Origin of the sequence: Streptomyces sp. NPDC056160, assembly GCF_042268205.1 — a bacterium.
In the GTDB taxonomy this organism is placed as follows: Bacteria; Actinomycetota; Actinomycetes; order Streptomycetales; family Streptomycetaceae; genus Streptomyces.
Genome location: NZ_JBHJUW010000124.1, coordinates 1 through 26,959 on the forward strand (window position 1 = coordinate 1; position 26,959 = coordinate 26,959).

The following is a 26,959-nucleotide window of genomic DNA, read 5'->3' on the forward strand; positions in this document are numbered from 1 at the left end:
CGTTGCGCCACTTCCGGCCGGTCCGCGCATCGATGCCGACGATCCGGCATGCCTCGGCGTTGCTGTATTCCTGCTGCACGAGCCGGGAGTATGCCTCCCGTTCCCGGGACAGCTTCTTGCGCCCCTGCGGAGTCCGGTCCCCTCGGATCTCGAAGTCCATCGCACCCCTTGAACTGGGGTGTTGCAACGACCACTAGAACCCAAGCACCGGCACCGGCCCCTGCCTGGGCTGGCTGCCGGGACGGGCCCCGACCCAGCCGCGCCCCGCCTCAGACCGCCGCCCCCTCCAACCCCTTGCGCAACCGCTCCCGCGCCTCCATCAGGGCGAAGCCCAGCAGGTTGGGGCCCTGCCAGCGGTTCGGGTCCGCCGCCGCATCGTCGTCCGCGGCCAGGCCTATGCCCCACACCCGGTCCAGCGGCGACGCCTCCACCAGAAGCCGCTCGCCCGTCCCCAGCAGGAACGCGCGCAACTCGGGATGGGCGGCGAACTTGTGGACGCTGCCCTCCACCACGATCCGGAAGCGCTCGCGCGCCCAGAGCGCGTCGTCGAAGCCGCGCACCAGCCGCCCTGCCTTCTTCGCCTGTGCCGGATGCCCCGCGGCCAGCGCCCGCCGCTCCGCCTCCGCGTCGCCGAACAGCCGCGCCTTGCCCGCCATCATCCAGTGCTCGGCGGTCGCGTACGTCACCCCGTCCACCGTGAACGGCGACGGCCACCACTGGCTCAGGCAGCTCGCGCCCACCTGTCCGTCCGGCCGCGGCCGGTGCCCCCAGAAGTACAGGTACCTGATCCTCGCCCCCGCGCGAACCTCTCTGATCAGGGCTTCCTGTGAATCGATCTTCCCCATGCACGCGAGTGTGGCACGCACCACTGACACTCCGTCCTGCCTTTTCCGTGCCGACTCGACACCTGGTCGACAGATTCCGTCGCGTAACCAAAAGGCAACAACGGAATCACTTGTTGGCTCCCGGGTGCTCTGTCAGGATCGGCACTCAAATCGAGCTGGAGCTACGCCACCCGCCTCTGAACAGCGGCGACGGCGGAGGAGAGCGACATGCACAAACCGGGCACCGCCACCCCGGAACGATTCCCCGCACAGGAGCGTTTCGCCGAGGGCGCGCAGTTCGTCGCCGGACGCCTGACGAAGGGCACGTCCGGCCGTACCCACGCCGTGACCGACCCGGCCACCGGCGAGGAGGTCCTCACCTACGAACTGGCCGGCCGCGAGGACGTCGACGCCGCGGTCGCCGCCGCGCGCGCCGCGTTCCCCGGCTGGGCGGGCGCGACGCCCGGCGAGCGGTCGGACGCGCTGCACCGCTTCGCCGCCGTGCTCGCCGAGCGCGCCGAGGACTTCGCCCGCGCCGAGTCGCTCCAGTGCGGCAAGCCGCTCAAGCTGACCCGTGAGTTCGACGTGCCGGGCACCATCGACAACACGGCGTTCTTCGCCGGTGCCGCCCGGCACCTCCAGGGCCAGGCCGCCGCCGAGTACTCCGGCGACCACACCTCGTACGTGCGCCGCGAGCCCATCGGTGTCATCGGCTCCATCGCGCCCTGGAACTACCCGCTCCAGATGGCCGCCTGGAAGATCCTCCCGGCGATCGCGGCGGGCAACACCATCGTCCTGAAGCCCGCCGAGATGACCCCGCTCACCTCGCTGATGTTCGCCCGGGCGGCCACCGATGCGGGCCTCCCGGACGGCGTGATCAACATCGTCACCGGCACCGGCAAGGAGGCGGGGGAGCACCTGGTGGGCCACCCCGACGTGGCCATGACCTCCTTCACCGGCTCCACGGGCGTCGGCAGGCGGGTCGCGGAGATCGCCACCGCCACCGTCAAGCGCCTCCACCTGGAACTGGGCGGCAAGGCGCCCTTCGTCGTCTTCGACGACGCCGACCTGGACGCGGCGGTCAACGGCGCCGTCGCGGGCGCGCTGATCAACACCGGCCAGGACTGCACGGCCGCCACGCGCGCGTACGTGCAGCGCCCCCTCTACGAGGAGTTCGTGGCGCGCACCGCCGCCCTCATGGACACCGTCCGGCTCGGCGACCCGTTCGCCGCCGGCACCGACCTCGGCCCGCTGATCTCGCACGTCCAGCGGGACCGCGTCGCCGGCTTCGTCGACCGGGCGCGCGCCTACGCGCGCGTGGTCACCGGCGGCGAGGCACCGCAGCAGGGCGACCTCAAGCGCGGCGCCTACTACCGGCCCACCCTGGTCGCGGACGCCCCGCAGGACAGCGAGATCGTCCAGTCGGAGATCTTCGGGCCGGTGCTGGTCGTGCTGCCCTTCGACAGCGACGACGAGGGGATCGCGCTGGCCAACGACACCCCGTACGGCCTGGCAGCCTCCGCCTGGAGCCGGGACGTCTACCGCACGGGCCGCGCCACCCGGGAGATCAAGGCGGGCTGCGTGTGGGTGAACGACCACATCCCGATCATCAGCGAGATGCCGCACGGCGGGTACAAGTCCTCCGGCTTCGGCAAGGACATGTCCGCGTACTCGTTCGAGGAGTACACGCAGGTCAAGCATGTCATGTTCGACAACACCGCGGTGGTCCGCAAGGACTGGCACCGCACGATCTTCGGAGACCGATAGCCGAACTCCGGCCCGCGTCGGGCCGAATCCTCCCGAAAGGGCACCACGCGCATGGAGCAGTACGAGCCCGACCGTCCGCCACCGGCCCGACCGGACGCCGCGGGGCGGGGTCTGCCGGGCGGCAGGCCCGCCCTCACCCGCCGATCGCTGCTGCGCGCCGGCGCGGGCGGCGCGCTCACGGCGGGCGCACTCGGGGCACTGAGCGCCTGCGGCATCCCGGCGGCCGGCCGGACGCAGGGCGGCACCGCCACCGAGGACCGCTCGGCCGAGGAGAAGACCGTGAACTTCTCCAACTGGCCCGAGTACATCGACGTCGACGACAGCGGCAAGCACCACCCGACGCTGGAGACGTTCACCCGGCGCACCGGCATCCGGGTCCAGTACAGCGAGGACATCAACGACAACAACGAGTTCTTCGGCAAGATCAAGCCGCAGCTCGCCGCCGGCCAGGACACCGGCCGTGACGTCATCGTCCTCACCGACTGGCTGGCCGCACGGGTGATCCGGCTCGGCTGGGTGCAGAAACTGGACCCGGCCAACCTGCCGCACGCCTTCGCGAACCTCGCCGAGCAGTTCCGCAGCCCCGAGTGGGACCCCGGGCACGCCTACTCCTACCCCTGGCAGGGCGTCTCCACGGTCATCGCCTACAACAAGAAGGCGCTCGACGGCATCCAGGTCCGATCGGTCTCCGACCTGCTCGACAACCCCCGGCTCAAGGGACGGGTCGGTTTCCTGTCCGAGATGCGCGACAGCATGGGCATGACCCTGCTCGACATGGGCAAGGACCCGGCGAAGGTCACCGGCGACGACTACGACGCGGCGATCGCCCGCGTCCAGAAGGCCGTCGACAAGGGCCAGATACGCCGCTTCACCGGCAACGACTACACCTCCGACCTCAGCAAGGGCGACCTGGCCGCCTGCCTCGCCTGGGGCGGTGACGTCGTCCAGCTCAAGGCGGACAACCCCGACGTCGGCTACCTCATCCCCGACGCCGGCTACATGACCGCCACCGACTGCATGCTGATCCCCAACAAGGCCCGCCACAAGGCCAACGCCGAGCGCCTGATCGACTTCTTCTACGAGCCCGAGCAGGGCGCCGCGCTCGCCGCCTACATCAACTACGTCTCTCCGGTCGACGGCGTGAAGCCCTACCTTGCGAAGATCGACAAGTCGGCGGCGGACAACCCGCTGATCATTCCCGACAAGGCCACGGCGGCCAGGTCCCACGCCTTCCGCGCGCTCGGCGAGAAGGAAGAGGCGGCCTACGAAGAGAAGTTCGCGAAGCTCACAGGGGCGTGACGACCATGAAGACGACAACTGACGCGGCGGACACCAGCGGTGACGTCCGCCTGACCGGGATCGGCAAGCGCTACGGCGCCTTCACCGCCGTGCACCCGCTCGACCTGACCGTGCCGCAGGGCTCCTTCTTCGCCCTGCTCGGCGCCTCCGGCTGCGGCAAGACCACCACCCTGCGGATGATCGCCGGCCTGGAGGAGCCCACCCAGGGCACCGTCCACCTCGGCGACCAGGACGTGACCCACCTGCCGCCGTACAAACGCCCGGTGAACACGGTCTTCCAGTCCTACGCCCTCTTCCCGCACCTGGACATCTTCGAGAACGTGGCCTTCGGCCTGCGCCGGCGCGGCATCAAGAGCGTGAAGAAGCAGGTCGAGGAGATGCTGGACCTCGTCCAGCTCGGCGAGCAGGCCCGCAAGAAGCCGCACCAGCTCTCCGGCGGCCAGCAGCAGCGCGTCGCCGTGGCCCGCGCCCTGATCAACCACCCCAAGGTGCTGCTGCTCGACGAGCCGCTGGGCGCCCTGGACCTCAAGCTGCGCCGCCAGATGCAGTTGGAGCTCAAGCGCATCCAGACCGAGGTCGGCATCACCTTCGTGCACGTCACCCACGACCAGGAGGAGGCCATGACCATGGCCGACACGGTCGCCGTGATGAACGCCGGACGCGTCGAACAGCTCGGCTCGCCCACCGACCTCTACGAGAACCCGCGCACCACGTTCGTCGCCAACTTCCTCGGCACCTCCAACTTCATCGAGGCCGAGGTCGACACGGCGAGCGGCGACGAGGTCGTGCTGAGGGCCGGCGGCGGCAAGCTCTGTCTGCCCAAGGCGCGCTGTCCGGCCCCGGCCGGCCCCGGCGGGAAGGTGCTGGCCGGGGTGCGCCCGGAGAAGATCTCCCTCACCCACGCCGACGACGCGGGCGACATCCCCGAGGGGCGCAACCGCATCACCGGCCGGATCGCCGACTCCAGTTTCATCGGCGTCTCCACGCAGTACGTGATCGACAGCCCGCTCTGCGCCGACTTCGAGGTCTACGCCCAGAACATCGACCGCGACCCGCGCCTGGTGCCCGGCACCGAGGTGGTCCTGCACTGGAACCCGGCCCACACCTTCGGCCTGGACGCCGCCCAGGACGTCGCCGCCGGTGCCGCCTCGACCGAGGAGGACGCCGCCTGATGTCCGCCGTCACCGAGGCGCCGCCCCCGCTCGCGCCCACCGCCCCCCAGGCGAAGCCGCCGCGCAGGCGGGGCCGCCTCACCCCGTACTGGCTGCTGCTGCCCGGCATCCTGTGGCTGGTCGTCTTCTTCGCCCTGCCGATGATCTACCAGGCCTCCACGTCGGTGCAGACCGGCTCCCTGGAACAGGGCTACAAGGTCACCTGGCACTTCGTGACCTACTGGGACGCCCTGTCCGAGTACTGGCCGCAGTTCCTGCGCTCGGTGCTGTACGCGGCCTCCGCGACGATCCTGTGCCTGCTGCTCGGCTACCCGCTGGCGTACCTGATCGCCTTCCGCGCCGGCCGCTGGCGCAACCTGATCATGATCCTGGTGATCGCCCCGTTCTTCACCAGCTTCCTGATCCGCACTCTGGCCTGGAAGACGATCCTCGCCGACGGCGGCCCGGTCGTCGGCGCCCTCGGCGCGCTGCACGTACTCGACGTCACCAACTGGCTCGGCTGGACCTCCGGCGACCGCGTGCTGGCGACCCCGCTCGCGGTGGTGTGCGGACTGACGTACAACTTCCTGCCCTTCATGATCCTTCCGCTGTACACCTCGCTGGAGCGGATCGACGGGCGGCTGCACGAGGCGGCCGGCGACCTGTACGCCCGGCCCGTCACCACCTTCCGCAAGGTCACCTTCCCGCTCTCCATGCCGGGCGTGGTCTCCGGCACCCTGCTGACCTTCATCCCGGCCGCCGGCGACTACGTCAACGCCGACCTGCTCGGCTCGACCGACACCCGCATGGTCGGCAACGTCATCCAGTCGCAGTTCCTGCGGATCCTGGACTATCCGACGGCCGCCGCCCTCTCCTTCATCCTCATGGCCGCGATCCTCGTCATGGTCACCGTCTACATCCGCCGGTCCGGGACGGAGGATCTCGTCTAAATGCCCCTCGTCACCTGGCTCAAGCGCCGTCTCGTCGTCATCGCGGGACTCCTGACACTCGGATACCTCCTCCTGCCGAACGTCATCGTCACGGTCTTCTCCTTCAACAAACCCAAGGGCCGTTTCAACTACGAATGGCAGCGGTTCTCCACCGACGCGTGGAAGGACCCGTGCGGCGTCGCCGGAATGTGCGGATCGCTCTCCCTGAGCCTCCAGATCGCCGTCTGGGCCACCCTGGGCGCCACGATCCTCGGCACGATGATCGCCTTCGCGCTGGTCCGCTACCGCTTCCGCGCCCGCGGGGCCGTCAACTCGCTGATCTTCCTGCCGATGGCGATGCCCGAGGTCGTCATGGCCGCCTCGCTGCTGACCCTCTTCCTCAACATGGGCGCCCAGCTGGGCTTCTGGACCATCCTGATCGCCCACATCATGTTCTGCCTCAGCTTCGTCGTCACCGCGGTCAAGGCCCGCGTGATGTCGATGGACCCGAGACTGGAACAGGCCGCGCAGGACCTCTACGCCGGCCCGTTCCAGACGTTCGTCCGGGTCACCCTGCCGATCGCGGCCCCCGGAATCGCCGCGGGAGCGCTGCTCGCCTTCGCGCTCTCCTTCGACGATTTCATCATCACCAATTTCAACGCGGGATCCACCGTCACCTTCCCCATGTTCGTCTGGGGTTCGGCACAGCGCGGCACACCCGTTCAGATCAATGTCATCGGTACGGCCATGTTCGTCATCGCCGTACTGTTCGTGCTCGTCTCCATGGTCATCGGCAATCGCCGTACCAGGCAGAAAGCATGACGGCTCCGGAATACCCCTGAAACACGACCCTGTGGGGAGTTGAAATCATGGCCCCGAGCGCCATGACCCGTTGGACCGGTTCACTGTCCGAGGCACAGCCCGCCCCCTACTGGCTGGACGACCCCGGCCGCCCCCGCCCCGAGCCGGCCCTGACCGGCACGGAGACCTGCGACCTGCTCGTCGTCGGCGGCGGCTACAGCGGACTGTGGACCGCGCTGATCGCCAAGGAGCGCGACCCCCGGGCGGACGTGGTGCTCGTGGAGGGCCGCGAGGTGGGCTGGGCCGCCTCCGGGCGCAACGGCGGCTTCTGCGCCGCCTCCCTCACCCACGGCCTGTCCAACGGCCTCACCCGCTGGCCGGACGAGATCCACAAGCTGGAGGAACTGGGCGCCCGCAACCTCGACGCCATCGAGGAGGCGGTCGCCCGCCACGGCATCGACTGCGAGTTCGAGCGCACTGGCGAGATCGACGTGGCCACCGAGCCGTACCAGGCCCGCGAACTGCGGGAATGGCACGCCGAGCTGGAGCAGAAGGGCCTCGCCGAGGGCCTCGAACTGCTCGACCGGGACGCCGTGCGCGAGCAGGTCGCCTCACCCACCTTCGAGGCCGGGCTGTGGGACCACCGGGGCGTCGCCATGCTCCACCCCGCCAAGCTGGCCTGGGGCCTGAAGGAGGCCTGCCTGCGGCTCGGCGTCCGCGTCCACGAGCGCACCCCCGCGCTCACCCTCAGGCCGTACGGCGCCGGGATGAGCGTGGGCACCCCCTATGGTGCCGTCCGCGCCCGCCAGGTCGCGCTGGGCACCAACGTCTTCCCGAACCTGGTCAAGCGCGTCCGGTCGTACACCGTTCCGGTCTACGACTACGCCCTGATGACCGAGCCGCTGACCGACGCCCAGCGCGAGTCCATCGGCTGGAAGAACCGTCAGGGGCTCGGCGACTCCGCCAACCAGTTCCACTACTTCCGGCTCTCCGCCGACAACCGGATCCTGTGGGGCGGCTACGACGCCGTCTACCCCTACGGCGGCCGGGTGCGCGCCGAGCACGACGACCGCCCGGAGACGTACGCGAAGCTCGCGAAGCACTTCTTCACCTGCTTCCCGCAGCTCGAAGGCGTCCGTTTCACCCACGCCTGGGGCGGCGCGATCGACACCTGCTCGCGCTTCTCGGCGTTCTTCGGCACCGCCCACCAGGGCAAGGTGGCGTACGCGGCCGGGTACACGGGCCTGGGCGTGGGTGCCACCCGCTTCGGCGCCGAGGTGATGCTCGACCTGCTCGCCGGCGAGCGCACCGAGCGCACCGAACTGGAGATGGTGCGCAGGAAGCCGCTGCCCTTCCCGCCCGAGCCGCTGGCCTGGACCGGCATCGCGCTCACCAAGTGGTCGCTGGCCCGGGCGGACGCCCACGAGGGCCGGCGCAACCTGTGGCTGCGCACGCTGGACCGCCTGGGCCTGGGCTTCGACAGCTGAGGACCGGCGGGCCGCCGGGGGACCCACCGGGGTGATCAGCAATGTGACGTGCATCACCCCGACTCGGTTCCCGAACCCGCGTAATGCCGTGACGGGGGCCTCCCTCTCCCTCGTGGGCGCGACACCGCGTCCACGACGAAGAGGGAGGTCTCTCCATGACCGGGACGAAGACGGCGGTCGAGTGGCTGGCATCCGTCGCACCGGACCCGCGGGCCTGCCGCAGGGAGTGGGAGCGCGACCCGCGCGGTGTCGCGCTGCTGCCCGCGGGCAAGGCCTGGGACGTCCTGATCCTGCCGGGCGACCTCGGCTACCCCACGCTCGACGTGCTGAGCCGGGTGCTCGACCGACTCGGCCCGGTCCTCGCCGACTTCGGCGACGGCCGCCTGGGCTTCCTCGTCCCACCGGGCACGGCGGCACGCTGGCTCGGCACCGGCATCCGCAGCGCCGGCCCCGGCACCTGGATCGTCGTCCCGGACCCCGGCAGGACCGCCGGCAGCCTGCGCTGGCTGGTCCCGCCCGACGGCTCGGGCACCCTCACCGACCCGGCCCTGCTGGAACTCGCGATGCACGAGGCGGCGGCGTCCCTGGCCACGGAGCCGCCGCGGGACGACACGTGACGACGGATGACGGGGGGCCGGGCGCGGGCGATCAGCTGCCCCACTGCCCGGCGGTCTGGGGTCTGAGGTCCGGGAACCGGTGGGCGGGGGGTGCGGCATGGGCCGGGCCCGCCGCAAGGGGTTCGGGGTCGGGGAGGGGAGAGGGCTCCGGGATGCCGTAGGGCCCGGGGGCGGCGTAGGGGGTAAGGAGTGGCGTCATAGGTGGCGCCAGAGGTCTTGACAACCCCATTGGTCTGGACCAAATTGGGCGCGCTCCACCCTCCCCACTCCCCTGACCGGAGGTACTTGTGGAACGCGACAGACGACACCGGACGGCCGCCCGCCGGCTGCTCGCCGGGCTCACCGCCACGCTCCTGGCCGTGCCCGGCGTCACCGCGCTCGCGTCGGCGGCCCGCGCGGCCGACGCCGATCTCGCGCGCAACGGCGGTTTCGAGTCCGGCCTGGACGGCTGGACCTGCACGGCCACCGGCAAGACCGTGACCAGCCCCGTCCACGCGGGCACGGCGGCGCTCCAGGCGACCCCGGCCGGCAGCGACAACGCGCAGTGTGCCCAGACGGTGTCCGTCCAGCCGAACTCCCAGTACACGCTGTCCGGTTACGTCCGCGGCTCCTACGTCTACCTCGGCGCGAGCGGCACCGGCACCACCGACACCTCCACCTGGACCCAGTCCGCCGCCGACTGGCAGCAGCTCACCACGACCTTCCGCACCGGCGCCGCCACCACCCAGGTCACCATCTACACCCACGGTTGGTACGGCACCGGCGCCTACTACGCCGACGACATCTCGCTCACGGGCCCCGGCGGCGCCCCCGGCCAGCAGCCGCCCGCCACCCCCACCGGCCTGAAGACCGGCACCGTCACCGCCACCAGCGTCGCCCTGTCCTGGTCACCGGTGACGGGCGCCACGGGCTACGCCCTCTACCGCGACGGCACGAAGGTCCAGACGGCCGCCGGCACCACGGCGACCGTCACCGGCCTGACCCCCTCCACCGCGTACGCCTTCCAGGTCGCGGCCGTGAACGACGCCGGCGAGTCCGCGAAGTCGGCGGCGGTGACCGCGACGACGACGGCGGACCCGGGCGGTCCCGGCAACGGCGGCAACCCCGGTCTGCCCACCCACGCCCTCGTCGGCTATCTGCACGCCAGTTTCGCCAACGGCTCCGGCTACACCCGTATGACCGACGTCCCCGACAGCTGGGACGTCATCGACCTGGCCTTCGGCGAACCCACCTCGGTCACCTCCGGCGACATCCGTTTCAACCGCTGCCCCACCACCGAGTGCCCCGGCGTCGAGAGCGACGCCGACTTCAAGGCCGCCATCAAGGCCAAGCAGGCCGCGGGCAAGAAGGTCCTCATCTCCATCGGCGGCCAGAACGGCCAGGTGCAGCTGACCACCACGGCCGCGCGGGACACCTTCGTCTCGTCCGTATCCAAGATCATCGACGAGTACGGCCTGGACGGCCTCGACATCGACTTCGAGGGCCACTCCCTCTCCCTGAACGCCGACGACACCGACTTCAGGAACCCCACGACCCCGGTGATCGTCAACCTGATCTCGGCCCTGAAGACCCTGAAGGCCAGGTACGGCGACAAGTTCGTCCTGACGATGGCCCCGGAGACCTTCTTCGTCCAGATGGGCTACCAGTACTACGGCACGGGCAAGTGGGGCGGCCAGGACCCGCGCTGCGGCGCCTACCTCCCGGTCATCTACGCCCTGCGTGACGCCCTGACCCTGCTCCACGTCCAGGACTACAACTCCGGCCCGATCATGGGCCTGGACAACCAGTACCACTCCATGGGCGGCGCCGACTTCCACATCGCGATGACCGACATGCTCCTGACCGGCTTCCCGGTGGCCGGGGACACCACCCGCATGTTCCCGCCGCTGCGCCCCGACCAGATCGGCATCGGCATGCCGGCCTCCACCCACGCGGGCAACGGCTTCGTCGCGCCCGCCGAGGTCACCAAGACCCTCGACTGCCTGACCCGGAAGACCGACTGCGGCTCGTACACCACCCACGGCACCTGGCCCGCCCTGCGCGGTCTCATGACCTGGTCGATCAACTGGGACCGCTTCGGCGGCTGGCAGTTCCAGAAGAACTTCGACGCGTACTTCGGCTGAGCACCGCGGACAGCACCGCCAGCAGCACCGCCCCCAGGCACCAACTGGCCACCACGTCCAGCGGCCAGTGGTAGCCGCGCCGCACCAGCCCGTACGACACCCCGAGCACCGGCACCGCGCCCCCGGCGACCGCCACTCGCCGGGCGAGCGAAGTACCCAGCCACGGCCACAGCACGACCACCGCACCCCCGTAGGCGACGACCGCCGTCGCCGTGTGCCCCGAGGGGAAGTACCCGGTCCCCGGCGGCACGGCGGGGGTGCCCGGCCGCGCGATCCATTCCTTCAGCGGCACGAGCAGCAGGGGCAGTACCGCCGTCACCGCCGACGCGGCGAGCGGCGGCCCCCACCACCGTCCCACCCCGGCACCTCGCCCGCGCCACGCCACGTACGCCAGCACCACCAGCAGCACGGGCAGGGCGACCTGCACGTTCCCGAGGTCCGACAGCACCTCGGAGAAACGGTCCGGGCGCAGCAGGGCACGGCTGACCCGCCGGTCGGCACCCAGCAACGGCCCCCGGACCATGACCTGCCAGGTGATCAGCGCGAAGGCCGCGACCGTGACCGGAATCCCGATCAGCGCCGTCGTCCGGGTCGTCCGGGGCGCCTGGCTCGTTCGGCTCGTTCGGCTCGTTCGAGGGTTCGGCACGGCACACAGCTTCGCAGAAAGGGCTCCCCGCGCCCGCGGGCCGGGTGCGCCGGGGCCCGGCCCCGGACATGCCGAAGGGCCGGCGCAAAGGGGGGGTTCTGCGTCGGCCCTTCGAAGGGCGGCCGTCCATGCGATTGCGACCGTCCTGACCGGAACGTCGCGCGCCCCGGGGGGTTTGGGGCGAGCGACCGTCCGATCGGTGAGGAGACCCGGAGCCCGGGGGCTCCGGTGGTGTGCGCGAGGCACGGACCAGGTCGAAGCTGGGGAGGCTACGGCCTGATGTCGCCCGCAGTCACCTGCGGGCGGGGTGTATCTCTCATCTGGAAGAGAACCTACGGCAGGGCGGGCGCGCGGGACAGGGCGATCGGCGACCCGACATCCACCCCGCACACCTTCTTCACACGGTCTGCCGCCCGCCGTGCCACCCGTGCGGACGTGCCGCTCAGATGTGCGCGAACGCCTGCTCGATGATGTCGAGGCCCTCGTTCAGGAGGTCCTCGCCGATCACCAGCGGGGGCAGGAAGCGGAGGACGTTGCCGTAGGTGCCGCAGGTCAGGACCAGCAGGCCCTCGGCGTGGCAGGCCTTGGCGAGCGCCGCGGTCGCCTCCGGGTCCGGCTCCTTGGTCGCGCGGTCCTTGACCAGCTCGATCGCGATCATCGCGCCGCGCCCGCGGACGTCGCCGATGATGTCGAACTTCTCGGCCATGGCGGACAGGCGGGACTTCATGACCGCCTCGATGTCCTTCGCCCTGGCGTTGAGGTCCAGCTCCTTCATCGTCTCGATCGCGCCGATGGCACCCGCGCAGGCGACCGGGTTGCCGCCGTAGGTGCCGCCCAGGCCGCCCGCGTGCGCGGCGTCCATGATCTCGGCGCGGCCGGTGACGGCGGCCAGCGGCAGACCGCCGGCGATGCCCTTGGCGGTGGTGATCAGGTCGGGGACGATGCCCTCGTCCTCGCACGCGAACCACTGGCCGGTGCGGCAGAAGCCGGACTGGATCTCGTCGGCGACGAAGACGATGCCGTTGTCGGCGGCGAACTGGCGGATCGCCGGCAGGAAGCCCTTGGCCGGCTCGATGAACCCGCCCTCACCGAGCACCGGCTCGATGATGATCGCGGCCACGTTGTCCGCGCCGACCTGCTTGGTGATCTGGTCGATGGCCTGCTTGGCGGCCTCCGGACCCGCGTTCTCGGGGCCGGTCGGCCAGCGGTAGCCGTAGGCGACCGGGACGCGGTACACCTCGGGGGCGAACGGGCCGAAACCGTGCTTGTACGGCATGTTCTTCGCCGTCAGCGCCATGGTGAGGTTCGTACGGCCGTGGTAGCCGTGGTCGAAGACGACGACGGCCTGCCGCTTGGTGTACGCGCGGGCGATCTTCACCGCGTTCTCGACGGCCTCGGCGCCGCTGTTGAAGAGCGCCGACTTCTTCGCGTGGTCACCCGGGGTCAGCTCGGCCAGCGCCTCGGCGACGGCCACGTAGCCCTCGTAGGGGGTGACCATGAAACAGGTGTGGGTGAAGTCGGCGAGCTGCGCGGAGGCGCGGCGTACGACGGCCTCGGCGGACGCGCCCACGCTGGTCACGGCGATGCCGGAACCGAAGTCGATGATGCGGTTGCCGTCGACGTCCTCGATGATGCCGCCGCCGGCGCGCGTGACGAAGACCGGCAGCGTGGAGCCCACGCCCTGCGCGACCACGGCCGTACGGCGGGCCTGCAGCTCCTGCGACTTCGGGCCGGGAATGGCGGTGACGACGCGGCGCTCCTGCTCAAGTGCGGTCATGGGGGCTCCCTGAAGAGATCTTGCGTTGGGGGGCTTGGTCGAGGACGGCGTTCTCTGGACGCTTTTCCTCCCTTTCTCGCAGGTTAGGGCGGCAGAAGGAGGGTGGGCATGCTCCATGTGGGCGTTGTCGGCGGTCGCGGTTGTCCGTGGTGGATATAGAAGGGGTGCGGGGGCGAGCGTGCCGGGTGTCGGTGCCGTGGCGTGCGGCTTGCCGCACGGTCGGTGAACTCCCTTGGCGCGGGCGCTACATTGACTCGCTGACGGTGGACGCAACCGTGGACGGAACGGCAGCTCAGGGGGCAGGGGAGATGGACGACGGGACGCAGGACGCCCGGGGCACGCATCCGGAACACGCGTACCCGGTGCCTCGCCCGGCGGCGCCGCGGGACACCCCCGCGACGCCGCCCCGGCCCACACGCCCACCGGCCGCACAGGCGCCGTACGAATCACCGCTGCCACCGCTGCCCCCTCAGCACCCCCAGCGGGCCGCCGTCGCCGACTGGCTCGACATGCCCCGCCCGGCTGCCGCGCCGGGTGTCTGGCGCCTCGGCCACCGGCCACCCAAGGGCGGTGACGACACCCGCGGCCGGCTGCCGTCCATCACCGTCGTCGGACTGCTGATCCCGTTGGTCGTCGCCCTGCTGGTGTGGTCGCTGTGGCGGCAGGGCGCCCTGCCCTACGAGTCGGCCCCCCTGAAACTGTTCACACCGGACGACTGGTGGTGGGGCGGGACCGTCTCGCCGAAGGGGTGGCAGGGGCGGGAGGCCCGGGTCGTCTACGACGGCGTCTTCTTCGCCGTTCTCGTCTACGGGGTCGGACGGCTGGGCAGCTGGCCCGAGGTCGCAAGGCACTTCGTCGGCCTCCGCCCGCAGCCCTCCCGGGCCCTGTTCGCCGCGGTGGGAGCGCTCGGCGCGCTCAGCCTGGTCTTCCCGGAGGCCTTTCCGCTGGTCGGCTGGGACGCGGTACCGGTCGTCGCACCGCTGTTCTCCCTGGTGGCCCTGGTCTCGGGCGGCTACGACCTCTTTGCCTCGCAGCTGTTCACCGACAGCCTCTACGCCCTGATCACCCTCCTGGTCCTGTGGCCCTTCGCCCGGCTCGGCGGCTGGTGGGCGTACGGCCGGGAGCTGGTCGCCCGGCGCCGGGCCGCCGCCGATCCCGCCGCGCCGCCGCCCGCCGACGTACCCCGCTCGCAGTGGCCCGAGCTGCGGCGCGCCGGGCACTACCAGGCGGCCGACGTGCTCACCGCCGAGGTGGCCGCCGGGCGGATGAACGACGTCGACTGCGCCCGCGTCGAGCGGGCCTGGGGCGAGGCGCGGCGCGAGGGCGGGCCCGCCGTCTTCGCCGACACCGTGCTGCGCCAGGGCGGCGCCGCCTGGACCCACCCGTCCGGCGCGCGCGACCTGCCCGCCCGCGCCGCCCGGCACGACCTGCTGGAAGGCCAGGTACGGCTCGGGCGCTGGGTGGCGGGGGAGCGGGCACCGCGTGCCTACCACGACGCCGGCGCCGCCCTCGGACCCGAGCAGCTCGGCACCTCGCTGCTGCTCGTGGGGCCGCCCGGTTCCGGCAAGACCCGGCACGTGGTCGGGCCGGTCACCGAGGCGCTCACCCTCCAGGCACTGACCGGCCGCTGCGCGGTCGTCGCCGTCTGCGCGGCCGGTACGCCGCTCGGCCCCGACGGCGCGTACGACGTCGTCGTGCGGATCGGCGATCCCGCCTCCGCCCACGACCTCGACCCGTACGCCGAGTCCCTCGACCCCGACGAGGCCGCCGCCTTCCTGGCCGAGGCGCTGGTCGGAGACCTCGACACCGTGGGCACCCAGAGCGCCACCACCGCCCTCTCCCAGCTGCTCGGCCCCTACCGGGCGGTGCACGGCCGCTTCCCGACGCTGCCGGTGCTGCGTGAACTGCTGGAGGGCGACCCCGGGGCCCTCGCGGCCCTGCGGGCGGGGCTCGCCGCGGGCGAGCGCGCGCCCGAGGGCGTCGGCGGGCGCTCCGACGGGCACGCCGTGATGCGGCGTGAGTTGGACGCCCGGATGCGGCAGGCCGGCAGCGCGGCGGACGCCGGGCCGGTCCTGGCCGACCGGCTCGCCCTGCTCGACCGGCCGGTCTTCGCCGAGTTCTTCGGCAGCACCGCCACCGGCAGCCGCCCGTTCTCACTGCGCGCCGTCGCCCACCATCCGCTGCGGGTCCGCATCGACCTGCCCGAGCGCGGACACGAGGAGGCGTCCCGGATCGTCACCCGGCTGGTCCTGGCCCAGTTCCACAGCGTCGTACGGGAGGCCCGGCGCCCCCACTTCGCCTGCCTGGTCCTCGACGACGCGACCGGCAGCGTCACGGCCGAGTCGGTGCGCCGCATCCAGCGGCTGCGCGCGCAGAACGCCGGCGTCGTCCTCGCGCTGCGCTCGGTCGCGGACGTGCCCGAGGCCCTGCACGGGCCGCTGCTGGCGGCCGTGGGCTGCCGTATGGCGCTGTCCGGGGTGACCACCTGGGACGGCAGCCGGTTCGCGCACGCCTGGGGCACCGAGTGGGTGGAGACGAAGGAGGTCGCCAAGCACACCGTCTTCGCCGACCAGCCGATGACCCGGGCGATCCACGCGCTGCGCAAGCTGGTCACCGGCAAGGCGGTGACCACCGACGCCGTCACCACCAAGCAGGTCGAGCGGGAGCGCTGGTCCGCCTCGCAACTGGCCCACGAGGTCCCGCCGGGGCATGCGGTGCTGTCGCTGACGAGCGTGGCGGGCGAGCACGCGCCCCCGCTCCTGGTGGACCTGCGCGGCTGAAACCCTCGCCGGCGCCGCCACAGGCCCCCGCCACCGGCGCCCACCGCCTCGCTCACCGACCGTGCGGCCGGGTGGCCCCGGACGGACCCGGACGGCCCCGGGGCCCCGGACGGGCGTCCGGTTCGCGCCGACCGTACAGTGAGGCAGAATCGACACAGGCCGTTCATACGCGACGGCCAAAACTCCGCAACGATCACCAGATCAACCAGATCAACCAGATCAGTAGATCAACCGGATCGACCGATCACCGGATCGACCAGATCGCCAGATCGCCCAGACCTCCGCAGACCTGAAGGTCCCATGCCCCCGACGCTCGCCTCACTCGTCCACCACTCCGCGCTCAAACTGACCGTGCGCGCGGGCGGGGACCGCCTGGACGTGCCCGTCCGCTGGGCGCACGTCAGCGAGCTGGCCGACCCCGTGCCGTACATGGAGGGCGGCGAGCTGCTGCTGATCACCGCGCTCAAGCTGGACGCGGAGGATCCCGAGGCCATGCGCCGCTACGTGAAGCGGCTGGCCGGGGCCGGAGTGGTCGGGCTCGGCTTCGCCGTCGGGGTGAACTACGAGGAGATCCCCGAGGCACTCGTCGCCGCCGCCGAGGAGGAAGGCCTGCCGCTGCTCGAGGTCCCGCGGCGCACCCCCTTCCTCGCGATCAGCAAGGCGGTCTCGGCCGCCATCGCCGCCGACCAGTACCGCGCGGTCACGGCAGGCTTCGCCGCCCAGCGCGAGCTGACCAGGCAGGCGCTGAACGCCGGACCCGAGGGACTGCTCACCGCGCTCGCCGCCCAGGTGGACGGCTGGGCGGCGCTCTACGACGCCTCCGGCGCCGTCGTCGCCACCGCGCCCGAGTGGGCCACCCGCAGGGCCGCCCGGCTCACCGCGGATGTCGAACGGCTGCGCGACCGGCCCGCGCCCGCCTCCGCCGTCGTCGGCGGGCCGGAGACCGAGGACCGCGTCGAACTGCACTCGATCGGCACCGGTCGCCGCCCGCGCGCGGCCCTCGCCGTGGGCACCGCCGCCACCCTCGGTACCGCCGAGCGGTACGCCGTCCACTCCGCCGTCGCCCTGCTGACCCTCACCACGGAGCGCTCCCGCTCCCTGCACGCCGCCGAGCTGCGGATCGGCGCGGCCGTGCTGCGCATGCTGCTCGCCGGCCAGCCCGACCACGCGCGGGCCGTGGCAGGGGACCTGTACGGCAGCCTGCTGGACGCGCCGTTCCGGATGATCGTCGCCGAGTCGGCCTCCGCGTCCGCGGCGCGCGCGCACGCCGACGCACACGCGCGCGTGCAGTCCGCCAAGCCCGCTCCGGCCACCCCGGTGGCCGCCGTCGGCACCGGAGGCGACCCGCTCGCGGGCCTCGCCGAGGTCGTGGAGGCCGCCGCCGCGCGCTCCGGCGAGGCGGTGCTCGTCGTGCCCGACGGGGAGCGGCTGGTGGTGCTGGCCGGGGACGGCAGCGCCGCGGTCACCGCCTGCGGGGAGTACGCCGGTGCTTCGGAGGCCGCGCGGGCCGCCGCCGTGTCCGAGCAGAAGGCCGGTGACGAGGCCGAACTGGTCGTGGGCCTGTCCGCCCCGGCCGGGCCGATCGCCGCGGCGGCCGCCTTCAAGCAGGCCGAACAGGCGCTGTCCGTGGCGCGGCGGCGCGGGCGGGTGCTGGTCGAGCACGAGCAACTGGCGTCGGGATCCGTGCTGCCGCTGCTGGCGGACGACGCGGTGCGGGCGTTCGCGGACGGGCTGCTGCGGGCCCTGTACGAGCATGACGCGACCGGCCGCGGGGACCTGGTGGCCAGCCTGCGGGCCTGGCTCTCCCGGCACGGCCAGTGGGACGCGGCGGCAGCCGACCTCGGCGTGCACCGCCACACCCTGCGCTACCGGATGCGCCGCGTGGAGGAGATCCTCGGCCGCTCCCTGGACGACCCGGACGTACGCATGGAGCTGTGGCTGGCACTGAAAGCCACGACAACGGAATAGCCCACCGCCCCGAACCCCGGACGGGTCCCGCGGCCCTGCACAGCCGGCTGCCGCCTCGAACCCCGGACGGGTCCCGCGGCCCTGCACAGCCGGCTGCCGCCTCGAACCCCGGACGGGTCCCGCGGCCCTGCACAGCCGGCCGCCGCTCCGAACCCCGGACGGGTCCCGCGGCCCCGCACAGCCGGCCGCCGCTCCGAATCCCGAACGGGCCCCGGGGCCCTGCACAGCCGGCCGCCGTCCCGAACCCCGGACGGGTCCCGCGGCCCCGCACAGCCGGCCGCCGCCCCGAGCCCGGACCGGCCCCGTGGCTCCACGCAACCACCCGCCGCCCCCCTCTGCCAAACCGGCGCACCCCCCGCCCCCACTGCTCCACCCCGGACAAGCGTCCGCGGGGCGTCTGCGTCCTACCGTTGTCGACGCAAGCACTCACCTCCAACGCGGAAGGGCCGGGACTCGTCCAATGACATCCACCACCGCCTTCTGGCTCGCCGGCCGCCAGGCCACCGGCGAGGACACCTTCGACGTCACCTCCCCGTGGGACGGCCGGACGGTCGGCAAGGTCAGCCTGCCGACGGACGCCCAGGTCGAGGAGGCCGTGGCCGCCGCGCACGCCGTGCTGGACGAGTTCGCCGCCACCCCGGCCCACGTACGTGCCGCCGCCCTGGACCAGGTCGGCAAGCGGCTGGTCGAGCGCGGCGAGGAGATCGCCCAGCTGATCTCCGCCGAGAACGGCAAGCCGATCAAGTGGGCGCGCGGCGAGGTCGGTCGCGCCGTGTCGGTGTTCCGGTTCGCCGCGGAGGAGGCCCGCCGGTTCAACGGCGGCGAGGCCCAGCGTCTGGACACGGACGGCGGCGGCCAGGGCCGGCTCGCCCTCACCCGCCGCTTCCCCAAGGGCGTCGTCCTCGGCATCGCGCCGTTCAACTTCCCGCTGAACCTGTGCGCGCACAAGGTCGCCCCGGCCATCGCCGCAGGCGTCCCGATCATCCTCAAGCCGGCCCCGGCCACCCCGCTGTCGGGCCTGATCCTCGGTGAGCTGCTGGCCGAGACGGAGCTGCCCGCCGGTTCCTGGTCCGTCCTGCCCGTCTCCAACGACCGTATGCCCGCCCTGGTCCAGGACGAGCGGCTGCCGGTCATCTCCTTCACGGGGTCCGAGAAGGTCGGCTACGCGATCATGGACTCGGTGCCGCGCAAGCACTGCACCCTGGAGCTGGGCGGCAACGGCGCGGCCGTCGTCCTCGGCGACTGGGCGAGCGACGAGGACCTGGACCGGGCTGCGTCCCGCATCGCCACCTTCTCCAACTACCAGGGCGGCCAGTCCTGCATCTCGGTGCAGCGAGTGATCGCCGACGCCTCGGTGTACGACCGGCTGGTGCCCCGCATCGTCGCCGCCGTCGAGGCCCAGGCCACGGGTGACCCGTCCGACCCGAAGACGGACGTCGGCCCGCTGGTCAGCGAGGACGCCGCGCTCCGCGTCGAGTCCTGGGTGCGCGAGGCCGCCGACGCCGGCGCCACCGTGCTCACCGGCGGCAAGCGCGACGGCGCCTCCTACGCGCCGACCGTCCTCGCCGACGTACCGGCCGATGTCACGATCGCCTCCGAGGAGGTCTTCGGGCCGGTCCTGACCGTGCAGAAGGTGAACGGCGAGGCCGAGGCCTTCGCCGCGGTCAACGACTCCAAGTACGGTCTCCAGGCAGGCGTGTTCACCCACGACCTCCAGGCCGCCTTCCGTGCCCACCGCGCCCTGGAGGTCGGCGGCGTGGTCGTCGGCGACGTGCCGTCCTACCGCGCCGACCAGATGCCCTACGGCGGCGTCAAGCAGTCCGGCGTCGGCCGTGAGGGTGTGCGGTTCGCGATGGACGACTACACCTACGAGCGCGTCCTCGTACTGACCGGTCTGGCCCTGTAGGCCGGACGGTCGATCACCGACGACGGCCGGAGCCCGACTGTGCGGGGGCTCCGGCCGTCCGTCCTTCCCCTGCTCGCCCATTCCGCCTGTTCGGCCCGTCTGTCCCTCCCCTGGCCTGACTGTTCATGAGCGCGTGGCGGCGCCGGGCCCGCCCCGCCCGCCGGCTCGGCGGTCGCCGCCCGGATCCCCTCACCGAAGTCGCAGGCGGGGGGAGCGGTTCGGCGGTGAGGCCCGGGGCCGGGGTGACCGCGTCGCCCGACGGCTTCGAACGGACGACGATCTCGGCGTCAGACTGTTCGCCGAAGCCGGCGGGAGGGAACGAGGGGAAAGCGAGGGGAAAGCGAGGGGAAAGCGAGCGGTGTGCGTCAGGGCGCCGTCGGCGCGGGACCCGAACTCGCGCGTACGGTCAGCTCCGGGGCGATGAGGACCGTCTCCTCGCCGTCGCGCCCGTCCAGCTTGGCCACCAGGCGCTCGACGGCGCGCCGGCCCATCTGCTGGGCGGGGACGGCCACCGAGGTGAGCCGCACCGAGGCCTGGACGGCGACCTGGTCGGGGCAGATCGCGGCCACCGACACGTCCTCGGGGACGGCCCGGCCCTGCTGGCGCAGCAGGGCGAGCAGCGGCTCGACCGCGGACTCGTTCTGCACGACGAACCCCGTGGTGCCCGGCCGCTCGTCGAAGATCCGGGCCAGGGTCGCGGCCATCGCGTCGTAGCCGCCCTCGCAGGGGCGGTGCAGCACCTTCAGGCCCAGTTCGCGGGCCCGGGAACGCAGTCCGTCCAGGGTCCGTTCGGCGAAGCCGGTGTGCCGCTCGTAGACGGCGGGTGCCTCGCCGATGACAGCGATGTCGCGGTGGCCCAGCTTCGCCAGATGCTCCACGCACAGCGCGCCGGTCGCGCCCCAGTCCAGGTCGACGCAGGTCAGACCGGCGGCGTCGGCGGGCAGACCGATGAGCACGCAGGGCTGGTCGGTGCCGCGCAGCAGGGGCAGCCGCTCGTCCTGCAGTTCGACGTCCATGAGGATCATCGCGTCGGCCAGCCCGCTGCCCGTGACCCGGCGCACGGCGTCGGGACCCTCCTCGCCGGTGAGCAGCAGCACGTCGTACCCGTGGGCGCGGGCGGTGGTCGCCACCGCGACGGCGATCTCCATCATCACCGGCACGTACATGTCCGTGCGCAGCGGGATCATCAGGGCGATGACGTTCGACCTGCTGCTGGCCAGGGCGCGGGCGCCCGCGTTCGGGTGGTACCCCAGCTCGCGGATGCTGTGCTCGACCCGCTCCCGGGTGCCCGCGGAGATGGACCGCTTGCCGCTGAGGACATAGCTCACCGTGCTCGCCGAGACTCCGGCGTGCTGCGCGACCTCGGCGAGGGTGACCATCCAGCTCTCCAAGCCTTGTGAAGCGCTTCGACAGTGCGCCTGACCGACAGGGTGTGTTTGAGGGTGGTTCGACATTAGCTCCAGCGAGAGCGGGTGTCCATAGTGCCCAGAGGTTGTCGAAGCGCTTCGACAGCTGCCCGGCCGATCGTGGCAGGCCGGTCCTGCCGTGTCCGGACGGTCCCTCCGCGCCCGCCCCGGCGCCCGCCCGGCCACCGCCGTCCCTCCACCGCATGACACCACACCGGCACGTCCGCGCTCCCACCGCCCGCCCGCGCCCGGACCACCGCCGCGCGAGGGGTGGTGGCATCGTCCGGTATCGGGTACATACGAACCAGTAGCACCGGTCGGTAACGAAAGTACCCAAGACCCCTATTCGCGGGGCCCGTCCTCGCGGCGAGGTGAGCCACATGTCCGCACCAGCGACCAGCAAACCCACCGTCACCGAGCGCGAGGCCCGGCAGGTGGCGGAGGCCGCCCGGGAGCAGCACTGGCGCAAGCCCAGCTTCGCCAAGGAGCTGTTCCTCGGCCGTCTCCGGCTCGACCTCATCCACCCGCACCCGCTCCCGGCCGACGAGGACGTGCGGCGCGGGGAGGAGTTCCTGGCCCGGCTGCGCGCCTTCTGCGAGACGGAGGTCGACTCCGCCCGCATCGAACGCGACGCCCGGATCCCGGACGAGGTCGTCACCGGGCTCAAGGAGCTGGGCGCCCTCGGCATGAAGATCGACACCAAGTACGGCGGCCTCGGCCTGACCCAGGTGTACTACAACAAGGCGCTCGCCCTGGCCGGCTCCGCCAGCCCCGCGATCGGCGCGCTGCTCTCCGCCCATCAGTCGATCGGCGTACCGCAGCCGCTGAAACTCTTCGGCACCCAGGAGCAGAAGGACACGTTCCTGCCCCGGTGCGCCCGCACCGACATCTCCGCCTTCCTGCTCACCGAGCCGGACGTCGGCTCCGACCCGGCCCGCCTGGCGACCACGGCCGTACCGGAGGGGGACGACTACGTCCTGGACGGCGTGAAACTGTGGACCACCAACGGCGTGGTGGCCGACCTGCTCGTCGTCATGGCGCGCGTACCGAAGTCCGAGGGGCACCGGGGCGGCATCACCGCCTTCGTCGTCGAGGCAGCCGCCGAGGGCGTCACGGTGGAGCACCGCAACGCCTTCATGGGCCTGCGCGGCATCGAGAACGGCGTCACCCGCTTCCACCGGGTCCGCGTCCCGGCCGCCCACCGCATCGGCGAGGAGGGGCAGGGCCTGAAGATCGCCCTGACCACCCTCAACACCGGACGCCTCTCCCTGCCGGCCATGTGCGCGGGCGCCGGCAAGTGGTGTCTGAAGATCGCCCGCGAGTGGTCCGCGGTGCGCGAGCAGTGGGGCAAGCCGGTCGCGCTGCACGAGGCGGTGGGCTCCAAGATCTCCTTCATCGCCGCCACCACCTTCGCGCTGGAGGCCGTGCTCGAACTGTCCGCCCAGATGGCCGACGAGAACCGCAACGACATCCGCATCGAGGCCGCCCTCGCCAAGCTCTACGGCTCCGAGATGGCCTGGAAGATGGCCGACGAGCTGGTCCAGATCCGCGGCGGGCGGGGTTTCGAGACCGCTGCCTCCCTCGCCGCGCGCGGCGAACGCGCCGTCCCCGCCGAGCAGATGCTGCGCGACCTGCGCATCAACCGCATCTTCGAGGGCTCGACCGAGATCATGCACCTGCTGATCGCGCGCGAGGCCGTCGATGCCCACCTCTCGGTCGCCGGCGACCTGATCGACCCCGGCAAGTCCCTGCCCGACAAGGCGAGGGCGGGCGCGAACGCGGGCGTCTTCTACGCCAAGTGGCTGCCGAAACTGGTGGCCGGTCCCGGGCAACTCCCACGCTCGTACGCCGAGTTCCACCCCCGCGGCCACGCAGACCTCTCCGGGCACCTGCGCTACGTCGAACGCCACGCCCGCAAACTCGCCCGCTCCACCTTCTACGCCATGTCCCGCTGGCAGGGCCGCATGGAGACCAAGCAGGGCTTCCTCGGCCGCGTCGTCGACATCGGCGCCGAACTGTTCGCGATGAGCGCGGCCTGCGTGCGCGCCGAACTCCTGCGCAGCCGCGGCGAGAGGGGCCGGGAGGCCTACCAGCTCGCCGACGCCTTCTGCCGCCAGTCCCGCATCCGCGTCGGCGAACTCTTCGACCGGCTGTGGAACAACACCGACGACCTGGACCGCAAGGTCGTCAAAGGCGTCCTCGGCGGCGCCTACGAGTGGCTGGAACAAGGCATCGTCGACCCCTCGGACGACGGACCGTGGATCGCCGAGCCGGAACCGGGCCCCAGCGGCCGGGAGAACGTGCACCGGCCGATCCGGTAGACGCCCGCGCCCCACACCCGGCGGTACGCCCCGTCCGTCCCCCGGCGGTACGCCCCACCCGGCCCCCCGGCGGTACGCCCCGCGCGTGTCGCCGGAGCGCACGCCGAGGGCGTGCCGCCGGAGCGCGCGCGACCGAAGCGCCCTCGCCTCGCTCCGGCGCGCCCCGGACCCGCCCGAAGGACGCGCTGTCCTGAGACGGAGACGTTGCGGCCACAATGGGGGGATGAGCGACAGTCCAGCCCCTCTCGCCGATCCGCATCTCGTCTTCGACCCCGTCACCGGGGACAACCCCAAGGACGTCGTCGTCCTCGGGTCCACCGGGTCCGTCGGCACCCAGGCCATCGACCTCGTGCTGCGCCACCCGGACCGTTTCCGGGTCACCGCCCTGTCCGCCAACGGCGGCCGGGTGGGTCTCCTCGCCGAGCAGGCGTTCCGGCTGCGGGTGCGGACCGTGGCCGTGGCCCGCGAGGACGTCGTACCGGCCCTGCGCGAGGCGCTGGCCGCGCAGTACGGGAGCGCCGGGCCGCTCCCCGAGATCCTGGCCGGCCCGGAGGCGGCCACGCACCTCGCCGCCTCCGACTGCCACACCGTGCTCAACGGCATCACCGGCTCCATCGGCCTCGCCCCGACCCTCGCCGCCCTGGAGGCGGGCCGCACCCTCGCGCTCGCCAACAAGGAGTCGCTCATCGTCGGCGGCCCGCTGGTCAAGGCGGTCGCCGAGCCGGGGCAGATCATCCCCGTGGACTCCGAGCACGCCGCGCTCTTCCAGGCCCTGGCCGCCGGGACCAGGGCGGATGTGCGCAAGCTCGTCGTGACCGCGTCCGGCGGCCCCTTCCGCGGCCGCGGCAAGGACGACCTCGCGGACGTCACCGTCGAGGACGCCCTCGCCCACCCCACCTGGGCGATGGGCCCGGTGATCACGGTGAACTCCGCCACCCTCGTCAACAAGGGCCTGGAGGTCATCGAGGCCCACCTGCTGTACGACATCCCCTTCGAGCGCATCGAGGTCGTCGTCCACCCGCAGTCGTACGTCCACTCGATGGTCGAGTTCACCGACGGGTCCACGCTCGCCCAGGCGACGCCCCCCGACATGAGCGGGCCCATCGCCATCGGCCTCGGCTGGCCCGAACGGATCCCCGACGCCGCTCCCGCCTTCGACTGGAGCAAGGCCTCCACCTGGGAGTTCTTCCCCCTCGACACCGAGGCCTTCCCCTCCGTCGGACTCGCCCGGCACGTCGGCCGGCTCGCGGGCACCGCCCCGGCCGTGTTCAATGCGGCCAACGAGGAGTGCGTCGACGCGTTCCTGCGCGGCGCACTGCCCTTCAACGGGATCATGGAGACCGTGACACAGGTGGTCGAGGAGCACGGCACACCCCGCGCGGGAACTACGCTGACCCTGCCGGACGTCCTCGAAGCGGAGACCTGGGCCCGCTCCCGCGCCCGGGAACTGACAGCGCAGACGGCGACCGCGGAGGCGCGTGCATGACGTCCCTGATGATGATCCTCGGCATAGTCGTCTTCGTGATCGGCCTGCTGGTCTCCATCGCGTGGCACGAGCTGGGGCATCTGTCCACCGCCAAGCTCTTCGGCATCCGCGTGCCGCAGTACATGGTCGGCTTCGGCCCGACGATCTTCTCGCGCAAGAAGGGCGAGACGGAGTACGGCATCAAGGCCATCCCGTTCGGCGGCTACATCCGCATGATCGGCATGTTCCCGCCGGGCGAGGACGGCCGGATCACCGCCCGCTCCACCTCGCCCTGGCGCGGCATGATCGAGGACGCCCGCTCGGCCGCGTACGAGGAGCTGGAGCCCGGCGACGAGCAGCGCATGTTCTACACGCGCGCCCCGTGGAAGCGGGTCATCGTCATGTTCGCCGGCCCCTTCATGAACCTCGTCCTCGCGGTCGCCCTGTTCCTCATCGTGCTGATGGGCTTCGGCATCTCCCAGCAGACCACCTCCGTCAGCTCCGTCTCGCAGTGCGTCATCGCGCAGAGCGAGAACCGCGACACGTGCACCAAGAAGGACGCCCCCTCGCCGGCCGCCGCAGCGGGCCTGCGGGCCGGCGACAGGATCGTCTCCTTCGACGGGGTGCGGACCACCGACTGGGGCCGCCTGTCCGACCTCATCCGGGCCAACCCCGGCAAGCAGGTGCCGATCGTCGTCGACCGGGGCGGCAAGGACGTCACCCTGCACGCGAAGATCGCCACGAACCAGGTCGCCGAGAAGGACTCGCACGGCCAGATCGTCCAGGGCAAGTACGTCAACGCCGGGTTCCTCGGCTTCAGCGCCGCCACCGGCATCGTCCGCCAGGACTTCGGCCAGTCCGTGACGTGGATGGGCGACCGGCTCGGCGAGGCCGTCGACTCCATCGCGAGCCTGCCCGGCAAGATCCCCGCGCTGTGGGACGCGGCCTTCGACGGCGCCCCCCGCCAGCCCGACTCCCCGATGGGCGTGGTCGGCGCGGCCCGCGTCGGCGGCGACATCTTCACCCTGGACATCCCGCCCACCCAGCAGCTGGCCATGGCCATGATGCTGGTCGCCGGCTTCAACCTCTCCCTGTTCCTCTTCAACATGCTGCCGCTGCTGCCCCTGGACGGCGGACACATCGCCGGCGCCCTGTGGGAGTCCCTGCGCCGCCACCTGGCCAAGGTGCTGCGCCGCCCGGACCCCGGACCCTTCGACGTGGCGAAGCTCATGCCGGTGGCCTACGTGGTGGCCAGCGTCTTCATCTGCTTCACGATCCTCGTCCTCATCGCGGACGTCGTTAACCCCGTCAAAATCACCTAGCCACCCACTGTTCGAGGCGGCCGGGCAGGTGTCCTGTCCGGCCGCCTCCCATTGAGTGGGTTTGCCGGGTGGGATGTGCCGATGATCGGGGCGGTGCCGTAATCTCGAAGCCTGGAGCCCGCCGCAGAACGGGGCCGGACCTTGATTCACGACTTGGGGTTGCACAGCAGATGACTGCGATTTCTCTCGGCATGCCGTCCGTTCCGACCAAGCTCGCCGAGCGCCGCAGGAGCCGGCAGATCCAGGTCGGATCCGTGGCGGTCGGCGGGGACGCGCCGGTGTCGGTGCAGTCGATGACGACGACCCGTACGTCGGACATCGGTGCCACGTTGCAGCAGATCGCGGAGCTGACCGCGTCGGGTTGCCAGAT

At 72.0% G+C, this 26,959-nt stretch carries 19 protein-coding genes and 1 pseudogene; 15 read left to right on the forward strand and 5 right to left on the reverse strand.

Going from position 1 to position 26,959, the window contains the following annotated elements; translation table 11 throughout:
- Positions 1–160, reverse strand: a pseudogene (locus tag ACFC02_RS32785) (IS30 family transposase); the annotation flags it as partial.
- 109 nt (positions 161–269) lie between these two features.
- A complete protein-coding gene (locus tag ACFC02_RS32790) occupies positions 270–845 on the reverse strand; it encodes an NADAR family protein (RefSeq protein WP_376365237.1) in 576 nt (191 codons plus the stop codon).
- 207 nt (positions 846–1,052) lie between these two features.
- Here ACFC02_RS32790 and ACFC02_RS32795 point away from each other — a divergent pair, with 207 nt between their 5' ends.
- The 8 genes from ACFC02_RS32795 (at position 1,053) to ACFC02_RS32830 (ending at position 10,998) form a co-directional block, all read left to right on the forward strand.
- Positions 1,053–2,591: a gamma-aminobutyraldehyde dehydrogenase gene (locus ACFC02_RS32795; RefSeq protein ID WP_376365239.1), complete on the forward strand. Its 1,539-nt coding sequence runs from the start codon at positions 1,053–1,055 to the stop codon at positions 2,589–2,591.
- A 51-nt stretch (positions 2,592–2,642) separates the two neighbouring features.
- Positions 2,643–3,890: a spermidine/putrescine ABC transporter substrate-binding protein gene (locus ACFC02_RS32800; protein WP_376365241.1), complete on the forward strand. Its 1,248-nt coding sequence runs from the start codon at positions 2,643–2,645 to the stop codon at positions 3,888–3,890.
- Entirely contained in the window at positions 3,887–5,062 is a 1,176-nt protein-coding gene (locus ACFC02_RS32805; protein WP_376365243.1) for an ABC transporter ATP-binding protein, read from the forward strand. The genes ACFC02_RS32800 and ACFC02_RS32805 overlap by 4 nt, the downstream gene beginning before the upstream one ends.
- On the forward strand, positions 5,062–5,991 hold the full coding sequence (locus ACFC02_RS32810) for an ABC transporter permease (RefSeq protein ID WP_037862854.1): 930 nt from the start codon (positions 5,062–5,064) through the stop codon (positions 5,989–5,991). The genes ACFC02_RS32805 and ACFC02_RS32810 overlap by 1 nt, the downstream gene beginning before the upstream one ends.
- Positions 5,992–6,792 (forward strand): ABC transporter permease, encoded by an 801-nt coding sequence (locus ACFC02_RS32815; RefSeq protein WP_376365246.1) that lies wholly within the window; start codon positions 5,992–5,994, stop codon positions 6,790–6,792.
- Between the two features lie 47 nt (positions 6,793–6,839).
- A complete protein-coding gene (locus ACFC02_RS32820; protein WP_376365248.1) occupies positions 6,840–8,258 on the forward strand; it encodes an NAD(P)/FAD-dependent oxidoreductase in 1,419 nt (472 codons plus the stop codon).
- A 155-nt stretch (positions 8,259–8,413) separates the two neighbouring features.
- The gene (locus ACFC02_RS32825; protein ID WP_376365250.1) at positions 8,414–8,875 is read left to right on the forward strand and encodes a hypothetical protein; all 462 of its coding nucleotides are present in this window, start codon (positions 8,414–8,416) and stop codon (positions 8,873–8,875) included.
- A 287-nt stretch (positions 8,876–9,162) separates the two neighbouring features.
- Positions 9,163–10,998 carry a chitinase gene (locus ACFC02_RS32830; RefSeq protein WP_376365252.1) on the forward strand — a complete coding sequence of 612 codons (1,836 nt, stop codon included), beginning with the start codon at positions 9,163–9,165 and terminating at the stop codon, positions 10,996–10,998.
- Here the strand turns inward: ACFC02_RS32830 and ACFC02_RS32835 are convergent.
- Positions 10,937–11,521, reverse strand: a complete 585-nt coding sequence (locus tag ACFC02_RS32835; protein ID WP_376365269.1) for a phosphatase PAP2 family protein — start codon at positions 11,519–11,521, stop codon at positions 10,937–10,939. The genes ACFC02_RS32830 and ACFC02_RS32835 overlap by 62 nt on opposite strands.
- A gap of 565 nt (positions 11,522–12,086) precedes the next feature.
- Entirely contained in the window at positions 12,087–13,421 is a 1,335-nt protein-coding gene (gabT, locus tag ACFC02_RS32840; protein WP_376365254.1) for a 4-aminobutyrate--2-oxoglutarate transaminase, read from the reverse strand.
- A 308-nt stretch (positions 13,422–13,729) separates the two neighbouring features.
- Between gabT and ACFC02_RS32845 the strand changes: the two genes are divergently transcribed.
- The 3 genes from ACFC02_RS32845 to ACFC02_RS32855 all read left to right on the forward strand — a co-directional run bounded on the left by ACFC02_RS32845 (position 13,730) and on the right by ACFC02_RS32855 (position 20,075).
- Positions 13,730–16,201 (forward strand): ATP/GTP-binding protein, encoded by a 2,472-nt coding sequence (locus ACFC02_RS32845; protein ID WP_376365256.1) that lies wholly within the window; start codon positions 13,730–13,732, stop codon positions 16,199–16,201.
- A 300-nt stretch (positions 16,202–16,501) separates the two neighbouring features.
- Positions 16,502–18,169, forward strand: coding sequence for a PucR family transcriptional regulator (locus ACFC02_RS32850; protein WP_376365258.1), 1,668 nt, complete (start codon positions 16,502–16,504; stop codon positions 18,167–18,169).
- A 460-nt stretch (positions 18,170–18,629) separates the two neighbouring features.
- Positions 18,630–20,075, forward strand: coding sequence for an aldehyde dehydrogenase family protein (locus ACFC02_RS32855; RefSeq protein ID WP_376365260.1), 1,446 nt, complete (start codon positions 18,630–18,632; stop codon positions 20,073–20,075).
- A gap of 365 nt (positions 20,076–20,440) precedes the next feature.
- Here the strand turns inward: ACFC02_RS32855 and ACFC02_RS32860 are convergent, their stop codons facing one another.
- Positions 20,441–21,454, reverse strand: coding sequence for a LacI family DNA-binding transcriptional regulator (locus ACFC02_RS32860; RefSeq protein ID WP_376365262.1), 1,014 nt, complete (start codon positions 21,452–21,454; stop codon positions 20,441–20,443).
- 407 nt (positions 21,455–21,861) lie between these two features.
- On the opposite strand from ACFC02_RS32860, the gene ACFC02_RS32865 reads away from it, so the two are divergent.
- The 4 genes from ACFC02_RS32865 to ACFC02_RS32880 form a co-directional block, all read left to right on the forward strand.
- Complete coding sequence (locus tag ACFC02_RS32865) at positions 21,862–23,802, forward strand: acyl-CoA dehydrogenase family protein (RefSeq protein WP_376365264.1); 1,941 nt, start codon at positions 21,862–21,864, stop codon at positions 23,800–23,802.
- A 223-nt stretch (positions 23,803–24,025) separates the two neighbouring features.
- Positions 24,026–25,288 carry a 1-deoxy-D-xylulose-5-phosphate reductoisomerase gene (gene dxr, locus ACFC02_RS32870; RefSeq protein WP_376365266.1) on the forward strand — a complete coding sequence of 421 codons (1,263 nt, stop codon included), beginning with the start codon at positions 24,026–24,028 and terminating at the stop codon, positions 25,286–25,288.
- A gap of 8 nt (positions 25,289–25,296) precedes the next feature.
- Positions 25,297–26,589 carry an RIP metalloprotease gene (locus ACFC02_RS32875; RefSeq protein ID WP_376365271.1) on the forward strand — a complete coding sequence of 431 codons (1,293 nt, stop codon included), beginning with the start codon at positions 25,297–25,299 and terminating at the stop codon, positions 26,587–26,589.
- A 170-nt stretch (positions 26,590–26,759) separates the two neighbouring features.
- A partial coding sequence (locus tag ACFC02_RS32880) for a flavodoxin-dependent (E)-4-hydroxy-3-methylbut-2-enyl-diphosphate synthase (protein ID WP_355485583.1) occupies positions 26,760–26,959 on the forward strand: 200 nt, incomplete at its 3' end.

Bases quoted from the DNA above. Each gene is read 5' to 3' on its own strand.
- ACFC02_RS32790 (WP_376365237.1), bottom strand. From the start codon at position 845: ATGGGGAAGATCGATTCACAGGAAGCCCTGATCAGAGAGGTTCGCGCG.
- ACFC02_RS32795 (WP_376365239.1), top strand. From the start codon at position 1,053: ATGCACAAACCGGGCACCGCCACCCCGGAACGATTCCCCGCACAGGAG.
- ACFC02_RS32800 (WP_376365241.1), top strand. From the start codon at position 2,643: ATGGAGCAGTACGAGCCCGACCGTCCGCCACCGGCCCGACCGGACGCC.
- ACFC02_RS32810 (WP_037862854.1), top strand. From the start codon at position 5,062: ATGTCCGCCGTCACCGAGGCGCCGCCCCCGCTCGCGCCCACCGCCCCC.
- ACFC02_RS32815 (WP_376365246.1), top strand. From the start codon at position 5,992: ATGCCCCTCGTCACCTGGCTCAAGCGCCGTCTCGTCGTCATCGCGGGA.
- ACFC02_RS32820 (WP_376365248.1), top strand. From the start codon at position 6,840: ATGGCCCCGAGCGCCATGACCCGTTGGACCGGTTCACTGTCCGAGGCA.
- ACFC02_RS32825 (WP_376365250.1), top strand. From the start codon at position 8,414: ATGACCGGGACGAAGACGGCGGTCGAGTGGCTGGCATCCGTCGCACCG.
- ACFC02_RS32835 (WP_376365269.1), bottom strand. From the start codon at position 11,521: ATGGTCCGGGGGCCGTTGCTGGGTGCCGACCGGCGGGTCAGCCGTGCC.
- gabT (WP_376365254.1), bottom strand. From the start codon at position 13,421: ATGACCGCACTTGAGCAGGAGCGCCGCGTCGTCACCGCCATTCCCGGC.
- ACFC02_RS32845 (WP_376365256.1), top strand. From the start codon at position 13,730: ATGGACGACGGGACGCAGGACGCCCGGGGCACGCATCCGGAACACGCG.
- ACFC02_RS32850 (WP_376365258.1), top strand. From the start codon at position 16,502: ATGCCCCCGACGCTCGCCTCACTCGTCCACCACTCCGCGCTCAAACTG.
- ACFC02_RS32855 (WP_376365260.1), top strand. From the start codon at position 18,630: ATGACATCCACCACCGCCTTCTGGCTCGCCGGCCGCCAGGCCACCGGC.
- ACFC02_RS32860 (WP_376365262.1), bottom strand. From the start codon at position 21,454: ATGGTCACCCTCGCCGAGGTCGCGCAGCACGCCGGAGTCTCGGCGAGC.
- ACFC02_RS32865 (WP_376365264.1), top strand. From the start codon at position 21,862: ATGTCCGCACCAGCGACCAGCAAACCCACCGTCACCGAGCGCGAGGCC.
- dxr (WP_376365266.1), top strand. From the start codon at position 24,026: ATGAGCGACAGTCCAGCCCCTCTCGCCGATCCGCATCTCGTCTTCGAC.
- ACFC02_RS32875 (WP_376365271.1), top strand. From the start codon at position 25,297: ATGATGATCCTCGGCATAGTCGTCTTCGTGATCGGCCTGCTGGTCTCC.